General features: G+C 69.5%; 14 protein-coding genes. 7 read left to right on the top strand and 7 right to left on the bottom strand.

The window, feature by feature from the left end:
• Together QK444_RS21155 and QK444_RS21150 are read right to left on the bottom strand one after the other, a co-directional pair.
• Window positions 1-791, bottom strand: a 791-nt coding sequence (locus QK444_RS21155; RefSeq protein ID WP_282782902.1) for an FAD-binding protein, incomplete at its 3' end; no start/stop codon positions are given.
• 102 nt (window positions 792-893) lie between these two features.
• Window positions 894-1,916, bottom strand: coding sequence for a hypothetical protein (locus tag QK444_RS21150; RefSeq protein WP_282782900.1), 1,023 nt, complete (start codon window positions 1,914-1,916; stop codon window positions 894-896).
• Window positions 1,917-1,967: 51 nt separating this feature from the next.
• Between QK444_RS21150 and QK444_RS21145 the strand changes: the two genes are divergently transcribed.
• Window positions 1,968-2,408, top strand: a complete 441-nt coding sequence (locus tag QK444_RS21145; RefSeq protein WP_282782898.1) for a MarR family transcriptional regulator — start codon at window positions 1,968-1,970, stop codon at window positions 2,406-2,408.
• A gap of 3 nt (window positions 2,409-2,411) precedes the next feature.
• Here the strand turns inward: QK444_RS21145 and QK444_RS21140 are convergent, their stop codons facing one another.
• Window positions 2,412-2,681, bottom strand: coding sequence for a hypothetical protein (locus QK444_RS21140; protein WP_282782896.1), 270 nt, complete (start codon window positions 2,679-2,681; stop codon window positions 2,412-2,414).
• Window positions 2,678-3,541, bottom strand: coding sequence for a PHP domain-containing protein (locus tag QK444_RS21135; protein ID WP_282782894.1), 864 nt, complete (start codon window positions 3,539-3,541; stop codon window positions 2,678-2,680). The genes QK444_RS21140 and QK444_RS21135 overlap by 4 nt, the downstream gene beginning before the upstream one ends.
• Before the next feature lie 97 nt (window positions 3,542-3,638).
• Here QK444_RS21135 and corA point away from each other — a divergent pair, with 97 nt between their 5' ends.
• Complete coding sequence (gene corA, locus QK444_RS21130) at window positions 3,639-4,709, top strand: magnesium/cobalt transporter CorA (RefSeq protein WP_282782904.1); 1,071 nt, start codon at window positions 3,639-3,641, stop codon at window positions 4,707-4,709.
• Between the two features lie 9 nt (window positions 4,710-4,718).
• Here the strand turns inward: corA and QK444_RS21125 are convergent, their stop codons facing one another.
• From QK444_RS21125 to QK444_RS21115, 3 genes are read right to left on the bottom strand one after another with little or no spacing between them, the layout of a single operon-like run.
• A complete protein-coding gene (locus QK444_RS21125; RefSeq protein ID WP_282782892.1) occupies window positions 4,719-5,294 on the bottom strand; it encodes a suppressor of fused domain protein in 576 nt (191 codons plus the stop codon).
• A 3-nt stretch (window positions 5,295-5,297) separates the two neighbouring features.
• Window positions 5,298-5,798 (bottom strand): general stress protein, encoded by a 501-nt coding sequence (locus QK444_RS21120; RefSeq protein WP_029931477.1) that lies wholly within the window; start codon window positions 5,796-5,798, stop codon window positions 5,298-5,300.
• 12 nt (window positions 5,799-5,810) lie between these two features.
• Window positions 5,811-6,767 carry a CoA ester lyase gene (locus QK444_RS21115; protein WP_282782890.1) on the bottom strand — a complete coding sequence of 319 codons (957 nt, stop codon included), beginning with the start codon at window positions 6,765-6,767 and terminating at the stop codon, window positions 5,811-5,813.
• Between the two features lie 68 nt (window positions 6,768-6,835).
• Between QK444_RS21115 and QK444_RS21110 the strand changes: the two genes are divergently transcribed.
• The 5 genes from QK444_RS21110 to QK444_RS21090 all read left to right on the top strand — a co-directional run bounded on the left by QK444_RS21110 (window position 6,836) and on the right by QK444_RS21090 (window position 12,551).
• Entirely contained in the window at window positions 6,836-8,167 is a 1,332-nt protein-coding gene (locus tag QK444_RS21110; RefSeq protein WP_282782888.1) for a CBS domain-containing protein, read from the top strand.
• Window positions 8,164-8,748, top strand: coding sequence for a DUF1003 domain-containing protein (locus tag QK444_RS21105; protein WP_282782886.1), 585 nt, complete (start codon window positions 8,164-8,166; stop codon window positions 8,746-8,748). The genes QK444_RS21110 and QK444_RS21105 overlap by 4 nt, the downstream gene beginning before the upstream one ends.
• Before the next feature lie 163 nt (window positions 8,749-8,911).
• Window positions 8,912-10,288 carry a lytic transglycosylase domain-containing protein gene (locus tag QK444_RS21100; RefSeq protein WP_282782884.1) on the top strand — a complete coding sequence of 459 codons (1,377 nt, stop codon included), beginning with the start codon at window positions 8,912-8,914 and terminating at the stop codon, window positions 10,286-10,288.
• Window positions 10,289-10,402: 114 nt separating this feature from the next.
• Entirely contained in the window at window positions 10,403-11,275 is an 873-nt protein-coding gene (locus tag QK444_RS21095; protein ID WP_282782882.1) for a lytic murein transglycosylase, read from the top strand.
• A gap of 139 nt (window positions 11,276-11,414) precedes the next feature.
• Window positions 11,415-12,551: a P-loop NTPase gene (locus tag QK444_RS21090; RefSeq protein ID WP_029931471.1), complete on the top strand. Its 1,137-nt coding sequence runs from the start codon at window positions 11,415-11,417 to the stop codon at window positions 12,549-12,551.
• Window positions 12,552-12,759: the final 208 nt, after the last annotated feature.

The following is a 12,759-nucleotide window of genomic DNA, read 5'->3' as shown; positions in this document are numbered from 1 at the left end:
ATGGCGGCGAACGCCTCGGCCCGGGAACCGAATTCGCGACCGCAGCCCGTCGACCGCTCGTCGGGCCGGGTCGCCAGGTACATGAGCAGATCCGGCGCGAACACCGCGGGCGCGCCCGTGACCCCGGTGGGTGCCAGGGCGTAGGCGCTGGAGAATTCCATCCCCGAGAGTTCGGCTCCGGCCTCGGCGGCCATGAGCAGTCCGTCGCCGGTGTCCACGTCGGTGCCCGCGCCGCCGGACAGGAAGGCGCAGCCGCCGGTGGCCACCACCACGGCGGCGGCCCGGGCGGTCCAGGCGCGGTGCCCCTTGGCCAGGGCGATCCCGGCGGCGCCGGAGACCAGGCCGTCGCGATCGGTGAGCAGTTGCAGGGCGGGATGCTGGTCGAGAATCCGCACCCCCGCGATCACCATGCTGCGCCGCATGCGGCCGAGGTACTTGGCCCCGTCGAGCACCACCCGGGTGGGTCCGGCCGCCGGTTCGCCGCCGACCCGGAACCCGCGGCGCACCAATTGCTCCACGCGCCGGTGCGTCTCGTCGAGGACCCGGTACATCCACTCCGGATCACCGAGGCCCTTGCCACCCGCGAAGCCCTGTCGCACCGCCTCGTCGCGGGCCGGGCCGGGCGGCAGGTTCCAGAGCGAGACCGTGCCGCACGCGGTGGGGCCGCTGGCCCCCGCGCGCGCCTTGTCGACCACGAGAACCCGAGCGCCGCGGGCGGCCGCCGCCAAGGCGGCCCAGCAGCCCGCCGGGCCACCGCCCAATACGAGCACATCGGCCTCGAATTCGGTCATATCGACAGATGTTCGACCACAGTTCAACCGGCCGCAACCGTTATCCGCGTTCCGATCTCCGCACCGAGACAGAGTTGTTATCGATTACTCGGGGAATGGAATTCAGACGCCGACGGCTTCCTCGATTTCCGCCTCGATCTCGCTCTCGGTCGGCTGCCGCGACCGCTCGGACCGCGCGCGTTCGTAGCGCGCCGCCACGATCACCAGTGCCAGCCCGGCCGCCAACCACAGCAGCAGGCTCAGCAGCCGTCCGCCCAGTCCGGCATTGTCGAAGTAGAGCAGCCCGCGCGCGCCCTCCACGAAACCCGCGCCGTTCCAGAAGGCGTGCAGCGCGCCGAAGAAGCCGTTCTGGAGTTCGGGGCCGTACACGCCGCCCGCGGTGGTGAAGTTGAGCATGACGAACAGCACCATGAGCGCCAGCGTGGTCCAGCGTTGCAGGAAGGTGTGCAGGCCGATGCCCACCGCCACGATGCCCGCGCTGTACACCAGGCCCAGACCCCAGACCCCCGCGTAGCCGTGATCCACGATGTGGAACACCGGACCGGCCAGCACGATGCCGATCACGCTCACCGCCAGCGACATGCCCAGGCCGAGCAGAGCGCGCACGCCCATGGAGAGCGCGGCACCGGCCGCACCGATCACCGCGACGCTGGTGTACGAGCCGATGCTCAACGCGACCAGTAGGAAGAACAGGCCCTGCGCGGTGGGATCGCCCGCGGCGGGGGCGGCCACGTCGGTGACGGTCAGCGGTGCGCCCTGCCGGGCGGCGACCTGGCCGAAGACCGCTTCGACGGCCATGGCGGTGGTATCCGAACCGGCCTTGGCGACCAGCAGTTCGGGCCGCCCCGGACCGGGCAGGTACGCACCGGAGAGCTCGCGGTCGCGCAGTCGCGCCACGGCCTGCTCGCGGTCGGGCAGGGTCATCACCTCGAGCGCGGCACCGCCGCCGTCCTTCAGGGTCTGGGCGAGGACCTTGACCTCCGGGCTGTCACCGATGACGGCGACCTGGAGGTGGTGGGGTTCGGGCTGGTGGAACGCGCCCAGGTAGGCGAGGCCCATGCCGAGGCACATGAGCAGCGGTGTGAGCAGGTGACCGGCGAGGTGCCGCAGCTGAGGCGAGGCCATACACTCTCCAATGGTTGGTAAATACAACTATTATCGTTGTATGATACAACCATGAATTCCGAGTCCGCCTACCCCACCCGTGCGGCGGCCATCCAGAGCATCCAGCGCGAGCTCACCGCCTTCGCCCGCCGCGCCCGCGGCAGATCGGCGGAATTGCATCCGGAGCTGTCCCTGGTGGCGTTCACCATCCTGGACCTGGTGATCGAACGCGACGGCTGTCTGGCCGCCGAGCTGGCCCAGCACTTCGCCCTCGACAAATCCACCGTGAGCCGCCAGGTCAGCACCCTCGAACAGGCGAATTACCTACGGCGCGAAGTGGATCCGACCAATCGGCGCAACCATGTCCTGCACGCCACCGCGGCCGGACGCGAGATCGCCCGCGAGGCCGACGAGCGGCGGCGGGAAGCGTTCACCCTGCGCTTCCTGGACTGGGACGACGCCGACGTCGCCCGATTCGCGGACTACCTGCGCCGCTACAACGACAGCGACTGAGACCTAATCCCACCACTGTGTCCACAGCAGCGCCGCGCCCGTCGCCAGTACGATCACCGCGCCGACCAGCGTGGCGCCCCAGGTCCGCCGACGGTCGGCGTAGACCTGCACCCCGACCGCCAGCACCGCCGCCGCGATGTGCCAGGCGATCACGCCGACCCCCGGCCCGGGGAAGTCCTTGCGCGCCCCCAGGATTCCGGCCCCCAGCACCGTCGCCGCCAGCACCACCGTCCCCCCGGCGACGACACCGCTCAACCCCCGCACCACCCTCATGACGTCCCCTTGGAGATCACCGGCACACCCGTCGCCTTGCCCACCAATTCCTCGAACTGCTCCGGATCGGTGGTGAATTCGCCGATCCGGATGGTCTTGTTGCTGCCGTGGTAGTCGGAGGAGCCCGTGGTCAGCAGGCCCAGTTCGGCCGCCAGCTCGGTGAGCACCGCGCGGTCGGCGGCATTGTGGTCGGGGTGGTCGATCTCCAGGCCGCCCAGGCCGATCGCGGCCAGATCGCGGATATCGTCCAGCGCCAGCAGCCGTCCGCGCTTGCGCGCCCGCGCGTGCGCCACCACACTCACACCCCCGGCCGAGGCGACCATCTCCACCGCGCGCCGCAGCGGGGTATCCGCCTTCTCCACGTAGTAGCGGCCGTGCGGGGCGAGCAGATCCTGGAAGGCCGCGTCCACACTGGGCACCACCCCGGCCGCCACCAGCGCCCGCGCCAGATGCGGTCGACCCGCCGACGGCCCCACCGAGGCCATCAGCTCCTCCGGATCGACGGGCAGGCCGTCGGCCGCCATGCGCTCGGCCATCCCGCGCAGCCGGACCACACGTTCGGCGCGCAGCCGCTCGCGCTCCTGCGCGAACGACTCGTCGGAGGGATCGAACAGGTACGCCAGCAGGTGCACCGGCACCGGATACCCGTCCTCGCCCATGCCCACACACGACATCTCCATCCCCCGTACCAGCGTCATCCCCGGCGGCAGCGCCTCGACCGCCGCGGTCCAGCCGGAGGTGGTGTCGTGGTCGGTCAGCGCCACCACGTCCAGTCCGGCGGCCGCGGCGTTGCGGACCAGTTCGGCCGGGGTGTCGGTGCCGTCGGAGGCGGTGGAATGGGTGTGGAGATCGATGCGCACGGGTCCATCTTGCCTGCGCCGGTATCGATCTTGTTCGCCCCGCCCGTCACACGCGGTTCCACCGACCCCGCGCGGATAGCATCGGGCCGTGCCCACCATGCCGCCGCTGCCGTCGTTCCGCGGGCCGCGCCGCGCCGCCGACAGGGACCGACCGCGCATCCCGGTGCCGACCGCGCGCGCCGTCGTGGACTGCGGGGTGTACGTGGCGGGCAAGCGGCTTCCCGGACGGTTCACCCACGAGCAGGCCCTGCGCGAGGTCCGCGAACGCGGCGCGGGCTTCGTCTGGCTCGGGCTCTACGAGCCGGACGCCACCCAGATGGCCGACGTGGCCCGCACGTTCGGCCTGCACGACCTGGCGGTCGAGGACGCGGTGCAGGCGCATCAGCGCCCCAAGCTGGAGCGCTACGACGACACGCTGTTCGTGGTGCTGCGCACGGTCGACTACCACGAACACGAGTTGAACACCGTGAGCGAGATCGTGAGCACCGGCGAGATCATGGTGTTCCTCGGCACCGATTTCGTGATCACCGTGCGCCACGGCGACCACACCGCCCTGACCGGCGTGCGCCACGAACTCGAGGCCGACCCCGAACATCTCGCCCTCGGCCCGGCCACCGTGCTGCACGCCGTGGCCGACCGTGTCGTGGACGCCTACGTGGAGGTGTCCGAACGCATCGAAGACGATGTGGACCTGATGGAGGAGGCGGTGTTCACCCCGGGGAACAAGCTCACCGTCGAACCCATCTACCAGCTCAAACGCGAAGTGGTGGAACTGCGCCGGGCGGTGAACCCGCTGGCGCTGCCGCTGCAGTTCCTCACCCACGACACCGCGCTGCCGCTGCCGAAGGAGATCCGGCGCTACCTGCGCGATGTCACCGACCACCACACGGCGGTGGCCGAGCGCATCACCGATTTCAACGAACAGCTCAGCGCGCTGATCAGCGCCGCGCTGGCGAAGGTGAGCGTGCAGCAGAACACCGATATGCGCAAGATCTCCGCGTGGGCCGCCATGGCGGCAGTGCCCACCATGGTCGCCGGCATCTACGGCATGAATTTCGAGTTCATGCCGGAACTGACGTGGCCCTTCGGCTATCCGCTGATCTGGGGGATCATCCTGAGCGCCTGCGGCGTGCTGCTCGTGCTCTTCCGGCGCAACAGGTGGTTGTGAGAGCGCCGGTCAGAGGTTGGCCGCGCCCCGGTCGGGATCGCGCACGTCGATGCCCGCTTCGGACCAGGCGTCGCACAGGGCCGCAGCGCCGCGAATCCGCACCCACGCGGCCTCGGTCGCGGTGATCGGGGTGACCGTCAGAAAGCGTACGGGCTCCGCCGGTTCCGGCAGCTTCACCTCGGCCATATCGCTCGCACCGAGCAGCACGGCGGTGAAACGGGCGGTGTGCCACAGTGGTTCCCCCAGATCCAGTAGCGCATCCGGTTGCAGCACAACGCCTTCCACGGCGGGCGTGGCCACCAGCACACCGAGGGTGCGCACCAGGCCGGAACTCGCGCCCGCACTGCCCAACTGGGTGAGCACCAGTTCCGCGCGCGGGCCGCGCAGCGGATCGGCCAGCGCCGCGGTGGGATCGGTCATCGGATGGCGGGAGCCGCCCAGCGTCACGTAGTGCACCAGATCACCCGCCGGCACGCGCAGGATCTCGATGGGCTCCAGCCCGAGGAAGGTCACCGAGGCGGAATCGGCCGATACCACCCCGAAGTGTCCGAGCACCGCGGCCCGGACGTCGTCGATCACATCCATCCGCTAGATCGCCAGCCTCGCCAGCATGTCCCGAGCCTGCTCGGCGGCCTTGGGCTCGCACAGCACGTCGTAGCGGCCCGCCACCAGCTGCATGGTGGAGGCGAAGTCGCGCTGGCCGCGGGTGGCGGCGTACGGGATGGCCGCCGAGATCAGGCCGAAGATGATGCCGCCGACCAGGCCGACCGCGATGATGCCCAGGCTGCTGCTGCCCTCTGGCCGGAACAGGCTCAGCAGCAGGCCGATGAACAGGCCAAGCCACGCGCCCGACACCATGCCGCCGCCGATGACCTTGCCCCAGGTCAGCCGGTACAGCACGCGCTCGACCTGCATGAGGTCGACACCGACGATGGTGACGTTCTCGACCGGAAAGTGGTTGTCCGCCAGATAGTCGACGGCCTTCTGCGCCTCGGCGTAGGTGGGGTACGACCCGACCGGCCAGCCCGACGGGGGCGTCGGCAGTCCCGGCCGGTTGCGGTTGTTCGGTGTCCCCATGGGATTGGTCATAGCCATATCATGCTATTTCTGCTCGTCGGCGGGGCCAACGAAACGCGTGGTTCGCGTCATTCCGGCCGCCCGTCCTTTATCAGCGATGACCTGCGCCATCTTCGCACTGGCCTCATCGATCATCTCGTCACCCAGCATAACCGCGCCCCGCGCGCCGCCATCGGCGGACGTGTGGAAGGCGTACGCGTCCAGGATCTCCTCGGCCTTGTCGTAGTCGGCCTGGCGCGGGCTGAAGATCTCGTTGGCCGCTGCGATCTGGTCCGGATGCAATACCCACTTGCCGTCGAAGCCGAGCGCGGCGGTGCGGGCGGCATTGCGGCGGAAGCCCTCGATATCGCGGACCGCCAGATAGGGGCCGTCGATGGCCTGGAGGCCGTGCGCGCGGGCGGCGAGCAGGATCGTCATATAGATGTGGTGGTAGGCGTCGCCCGGCTCGTAGCCCTCGGGCTGCTCCCCCACCACCAGGGTGCGCATGCTGATGCTGGCCATGAAGTCGGCGGGGCCGAAGACGAGGGTTTGCACCCGCGGGCTGGCGGTGGCGATCTCGTCGATATTGCGCAGGCCCAGCGCGTTCTCGATTTGCGGTTCGATGCCGATGCCGCCGGGGGTGAGGCCGTTGGCCTTCTCCAACTGGGTCAGCAGCAGGTCCAGGGCGCGCACCTGGCCCGCGTCGGTGACCTTGGGCAGCAGGATGGCGTCCAGATTCGCGCCCGCGCCCTCCACGACCATGATCACGTCGGCGTAGGTCCACTCGGTGGTCCAGTCGTTGACCCGCACCACGCGGATCTGGTCGCCCCAGCCGCCGGAGTTCAGCGCCGCGACGATGTTCGCCCGTGCCGCCGCCTTCGCCGCCGGTGCGACCGCGTCCTCGAGGTCCAGGAACACCTCGTCGGCCGCGAGTCCTTTGGCCTTCTCGATCATGCGCTGATTGCTGCCGGGTACGGCGAGTACCGAACGGCGCGATGTCATGCGTCACCTCTCACATCCGCGCTCGTGGCGCGACAATTCGGGCCGCCAGACCCTCTAGCCTGACAGTTATGGCAGCGACGAAGGTATTCGCCGCCCGGCTCGCGGGCCTGGTGGTACTGGGACCGGACGGGGAGTCTATCGGCCGCCTCCGTGATCTGGTGATCTCCATCCGGTACGACCGGCAGCAGCCGCGCATCCTCGGCATCCTCGTCGAACTGCCCACCCGGCGGCGCATTTTCGTGCCCATGCTGCGGGTGACCTCGATCGAACCCGGCGCGATCACCCTGAATACCGGCACCATCAGCGTGCGCCGCTTCGAGCAGCGGCACGGTGAGATGCTCGCCATCGCCCAGATCATCGACTCCACCGTGCGCGTGGACGATCCGGAACTGCCGGAACTGGGCAATATCGATGTGGTGGTGACCGATCTCGGTTTGGAGCAGACCCGCACCCGTGACTGGGTGGTGTCCCGGGTGGCGGTGCGCGAACGCCGCCGGCTGGGCTCGGCCTTCCGTCGCCGCGGGGCCGTGCATGTGGTCGCGTGGTCGCATGTGCGGGGTTTGACTCAGACGGAGCTGAACCTGCCGGGGCAGGACGTCACCCAGCTGCTGGAGCAATTCGAGGGCATGCGGGCGGCGGATGTCGCGCACCTGGTGCGCGAACTCCCGGAGAAGCGCCGCATCGAGGTGGTGCGCGCGCTCGACGACGAGCGCCTCGCCGATGTGGTGCAGGAGATGCCGGAGAACGACCAGATCGAGCTGCTGGAACAGCTCGGCACCGAACGCGCGGCCGACCTGCTCGAGGCCATGGACCCCGACGACGCCGCCGACCTGCTCGGCGAGCTGCCCGCGGGCGAGGCGGAATCACTGCTGGCCCTGATGGATCCGGAGGAGTCCGAACCGGTGCGGCGGCTGCTCGAGCATGCGCCCTACACCGCAGGTGGCCTCATGACGCCCTCCCCGGTAGTGCTGACCGCCTCCACCACCATCGCCGAGGCGCTGGCCCGGGTGCGCGATCCGGACCTCACCCCGGCGCTGGCCTCCATGGTCTTCGTGGTGCGCCCGCCGACCGCGACGCCCACCGGCCGCTATCTGGGCTGCGTGCACATTCAGCAACTGCTGCGCGAACCTCCGGCACACCTGGTGGGCGGCATTCTCGACACCGATCTGAGCCCGCTGCGCCCGGAGGCGTCGCTCACCGCTGTCACCCGCTACTTCGCCACCTACAACCTGGTGTGCGGACCGGTGGTCGACGACGAGAACCACCTGCTCGGCGCGGTCTCGGTGGACGATCTGCTGGACCACCTGCTGCCCGAGGACTGGCGCGAACAGGATGAGCACGAGCTCGCCGAGGCGACCGGAACCGTTGTCGCGCACAAGCTTCCGGGAGGCAAGCCATGACCGACCACAGCCCCCGGGGGCGATTGGAGACGCCGTCGGAGTCGCGCTTCCGGTTCGACTGGGACGCCGAGGCGCTGGCCCGCTCCAGCGAGCGCGTGGCCCGCTTCCTGGGCACCGGGCGCTATCTGGCGATCCAGACCGTCGTGGTGGTGGTGTGGATCGCGCTCAATGTCTTCGCGGTGAGCCTGCGTTGGGACCCGTATCCGTTCATCCTGCTCAACCTGGCTTTCTCCACTCAGGCCGCCTATGCCGCGCCGCTCATCCTGCTGGCGCAGAACCGGCAGGACAACCGCGACCGGGTGGCGCTGGAGGAGGACCGGATGCGGGCCGCCCAGACCAAGGCCGACACCGAGTTCCTGGCTCGGGAGCTGGCGGCGCTGCGGTTGGCCGTCGGCGAGGTCGCGACCCGTGACTATCTGCGGCGCGAACTCGAGGACATCAAGGATCTGATCACCCGTCTGGACGGCGAATCCGCAGGTGGAACAGATAAATCAGACCGGTCAGGCGAACGCAAAAAGAAGAAGGGTACCGAGAGAAAGAGGTCCGAGGTCGTAGTTTCGCCGCAAAAAGATGGCGAATGACGGCACAAGTTGCACACAACAAGCTTACGGATGGGTAACCTGGATCACGTTGTTCCGAGTAACCGACTCAGACACCTTCCCACTGAGGTGGGTGTCACCGCGCTACCGGTTGCTCCACGACTGTTGAGGGGATTGTGTGGTGCCAAAACGAATAGCAGCTCCGGTGACAGCATCGGCTCTCATCCTGGCCGGACTCGTCACCGCCGGATCGGCCACCAACACCACCCACAGAACCGAGGCACCCCAGGCCCCCGACGCCCTATTGGCCGCCAGCGCGGTCGACGCCGTCGCCGCCGACCAACCCACCTCCGACAAACTCGTCGGACTGGTGCCCGCCGCCCCGGAGCCGCCGCGCAAACTGCGCGCCCTGACCCCACCCGCCGACGGCATGTTCAACGGCACCGTGCCGCTGCAGGACATCGCGCTGCCCGGCGGCGCCGGCGTACTCGGCATTCCGGAGATCGTGCTCGCCGCCTACCGCAATGCCGAGCTGGCACTGGAGTCCTCCATGCCCGGCTGCGGGCTGTCGTGGAATCTGCTGGCCGGAATCGGACGCATCGAATCCGGACATGCCAGCAATGGCCGCACCGACGCCGCGGGCACCACCGTCACGCCCATCTACGGCCCGGCGCTGGACGGGACCCTGCCGGGCAACGAGATCATCAAGGCCGCCGACGGCGGCTATGTGCGCGCCCTGGGTCCCATGCAGTTCCTGCCCGGCACCTGGGCGCTGTACGCCGCCGACGGCAATGGCGACGGCGTCTCCGATCCGCACAATGTCTTCGACGCCGCGCTGGCCGCGGGCAAGTACCTGTGCTCCGGCAATATGAACCTGCGCGATCAGCAGCAGCAGCTGCGGGCCGTGCTGCGCTACAACAACTCCATGTCGTACGCGGCCCAGGTGCTGAGCTGGTCGCACGCCTACAAGACCGGCGGCGCGCCCACCCAGGTCAGCATCTCGCCGGATCTCATCGCCCCGGGCAGCATTCCGACGGCGTCCGTGCCGGATATGACGCTGGCCAACAACACGCTCCCGGCCCCGACCACGTCGGAGCAGCCGCCGTCGAACACCGTCGCGCCGCAGCAGACGCCGACCCAGGTGATGATCACCATTCCGGGTCTGCCGCCGATTCCGTGCGGCATCTTCTGCCCGCCGCCCCCGCCGAACCCCTGTGCGCAGGAAGCGGTTCCGGCGCCGATGCCGGATCCGATGGGCGCGGCGAACGCGGCACCGGAAGTGGGCAAAGCAGAAGAATCGGCCAAGCCCGACCTGACCGGACAGCAGTTCGGTCCGGACGGCCAGCCGCTGCCGACCCCGGCGTCCTGCACCGCCCCCGAGGCCGCCCAGCCGCCGCAGCCCGCACCGCAGCCGCAGCCCGAGAATCCGGTGCTGCCAACGGAATCCGCACCGCCCGCGCCCGCCGAGGGCTCGGCTCCCGCGCCCGCGGAGGAGCCCGCCGCGCCGCCCGCACCGGCCATCACGCTGCCGTTCGGCATCACGATTCCGCTGCCTCCGCCGCCCCCGGCCCCGGCTCCGTGACGCAAACGAGAAAAAGGATCACGAAGGAGTAACGAACAGATCTCGAATGCGGTACCGTGATCTCCATTGCATTACCGAGGGCACATCCGGACAGCAATGGAGGGCCATCACACCGTGGGACGTCACCGCAAGCCGCCGGCCGTCAATGTGCGTCGGCAGTCTGTTATCGCACTCACCGGTCTCGTTCCCGCGGGACTCGCCACCGTCACCGGGGCGGCCGACGGCAGTCTGGCCGACAAGCTGGCAAGCTCTGTGCAGCAACGGATTTCGTCCGATGCCGACGATCAGCTACCCAGACTCGAGGCGGCCGCCGCACCGGTAGCCGCCGCCCCGGAACTCCTGCTGCGAGAGGCCAAACAGGCCGCGCCGCCACCACCGCCGCAGGTGCGCACGGTCGCGCAGCCCGACGGCCGCGCTCCGGCCGCCGCCCCCGCCGGTCCGCTCGATATGCCCGGCATCGCCGAGGCCGCGTACAAGAACGCGGAACATGTACTGGCGGCGGAGAATCCGACCTGCGGCATGTCGTGGTCCATGCTCGCGGGCATCGGCCGCGTGGAATCCCGGCACGTCTTCGGCGGCAAGGCCGACGACGGCGGCAACCCGCTCACCCCCGTCTACGGACCGGTGCTGGACGGCAGCCTGTACGGCAACCACGTGATCTACGATTCCGACGGCGGATCCCTGGACGGGCTCCAGGGTTACGACCGCGCGGTCGGTCCCATGCAGTTCCTGCCCGAGACCTGGAAGCACTACGCGGCCGACGGCAACGGCGACGGCATCGCCGACCCGCAGAACCTCTTCGACGCCACCCTCACCGCGGGCAAATACCTGTGTTCGGGCGGACTCGACATGCGGGATCGGGCGCAGCAGACCCGCGCCATCCTCCGCTACAACAACTCCATGGCCTACGTCGCCAACGTGATGGCCTGGCAGGTCGCCTACCAGAGCGGCGTCGCACCGCAGCCCGCCCAATTGCCGCGCATCTGAGGCTCATGGATGCCGCGCATCCCAGGCCCATGGATGCCGCGCATCCCAGGCCCATGGATGCCGCGCATCCCAGGCCCATGGATGCCGCACATCCCAGGCCCATGGATGCCGCACATCCCAGGCCCATAGACTGGCGTACATGCCAGTGGTAACGGAATCGGATGTGCGGGGCGCGCTCGCGAAGGTGGACGACCCGGAGATCCGGAAGCCGATCACCGAACTGGGCATGGTGAAGAGCGTCGAGATCGGCGCCGACAGCAGTGTCCACGTCGAGATCTACCTGACGACGGCGGCGTGCCCGCTCAAGACCACGCTCACCGAGCGGGTCACCAAGGCGGTCGCCGACGTGCCCCATGTGGGCGCGATCGACGTGACCCTCGACGTCATGAACGACGAGCAGCGCACCGAGCTGCGCCGCAAGCTGCGCGGCGACGCCGCCGAACCGGTCATCCCCTTCGCCCAGCCCGGATCGCTGACCCGCGTGTACGCGGTGGCCTCCGGTAAGGGTGGCGTTGGAAAGTCCAGCGTCACCGTGAATCTCGCGGCCGCCATGGCCGCGCGCGGACTCGCGGTGGGCGTGCTCGACGCCGATATCTACGGCCACTCGGTGCCGCGCATGCTGGGCACCGACCAGCGGCCCACCCAGGTGGAGCGGATGATCATGCCGCCCGTCGCGCACGACGTGAAGGTCATCTCGATCTCCATGTTCACCCAGGGCAATACGCCCGTGGTGTGGCGCGGTCCGATGCTGCACCGGGCGTTGCAGCAGTTCCTCGCCGACGTGTTCTGGGGCGATCTGGACGTGCTGCTGCTCGACCTGCCGCCCGGCACCGGCGACGTGGCCATCTCGCTGGCCCAGCTCATCCCCAATGCCGAGATCCTGGTGGTGACCACCCCCCAGTTGGCCGCCGCCGAGGTGGCCGAGCGCGCGGGTTCCATCGCGCTGCAGACCCGCCAGCGCATCGCGGGCGTCATCGAGAACATGTCCTGGCTCGACCTGCCCGACGGCACCCGCATGGACCTCTACGGCTCCGGCGGCGGTCAGACCGTCGCCGAGAACCTCACCCGCGCCATCGGCGCGAATGTCCCGCTGCTGGGCCAGATCCCGATCGAACAGTCGCTGCGCGAGGCGGGCGACGAGGGCACCCCCATCGTCCTGCGCGCCCCCGACAGCGCCTCGGGCAAGGCGCTGCGCGATATCGCCGACAAACTCGCGGTCCGCCGCCGCGGCCTGGCGGGCATGTCCCTCAACATCGACACCACCCGCCACCTCTGACCCCACACCACACCCGAACAACCCACTCACCCAGCACCTCCTCACCCCAAAGACCCCCACAACACGCCCGCCCCATTTCGTCCACCCGAACATTTTGTTTCGGTGTACCGTTGACGCTGTCGGACAGCGTGTACCGACAGCCACCGCGGTGCCCCCCCCCCCCCCCCCCCCCCCGGGGCCCCCCCCCCCCCCCCCGCCCCCCCCCCCC

This window comes from Nocardia sp. CC201C (assembly GCF_030010695.1).
Taxonomy (GTDB): Bacteria; Actinomycetota; Actinomycetes; order Mycobacteriales; family Mycobacteriaceae; genus Nocardia; species Nocardia otitidiscaviarum.
Note: the sequence above shows the minus strand (reverse complement) of the source record. Positions and strands in the feature narration are given on the sequence as shown.

Coding starts and splice junctions, on each gene's coding strand:
- QK444_RS21110 (WP_282782888.1), top strand. CDS start 6,836: ATGGCAGCGACGAAGGTATTCGCCGCCCGGCTCGCGGGCCTGGTGGTA.
- QK444_RS21125 (WP_282782892.1), bottom strand. CDS start 5,294: ATGGATGTGATCGACGACGTCCGGGCCGCGGTGCTCGGACACTTCGGG.
- QK444_RS21105 (WP_282782886.1), top strand. CDS start 8,164: ATGACCGACCACAGCCCCCGGGGGCGATTGGAGACGCCGTCGGAGTCG.
- QK444_RS21090 (WP_029931471.1), top strand. CDS start 11,415: ATGCCAGTGGTAACGGAATCGGATGTGCGGGGCGCGCTCGCGAAGGTG.
- QK444_RS21115 (WP_282782890.1), bottom strand. CDS start 6,767: ATGACATCGCGCCGTTCGGTACTCGCCGTACCCGGCAGCAATCAGCGC.
- QK444_RS21145 (WP_282782898.1), top strand. CDS start 1,968: ATGAATTCCGAGTCCGCCTACCCCACCCGTGCGGCGGCCATCCAGAGC.
- corA (WP_282782904.1), top strand. CDS start 3,639: ATGCCGCCGCTGCCGTCGTTCCGCGGGCCGCGCCGCGCCGCCGACAGG.
- QK444_RS21150 (WP_282782900.1), bottom strand. CDS start 1,916: ATGGCCTCGCCTCAGCTGCGGCACCTCGCCGGTCACCTGCTCACACCG.
- QK444_RS21140 (WP_282782896.1), bottom strand. CDS start 2,681: ATGAGGGTGGTGCGGGGGTTGAGCGGTGTCGTCGCCGGGGGGACGGTG.
- QK444_RS21120 (WP_029931477.1), bottom strand. CDS start 5,798: ATGACCAATCCCATGGGGACACCGAACAACCGCAACCGGCCGGGACTG.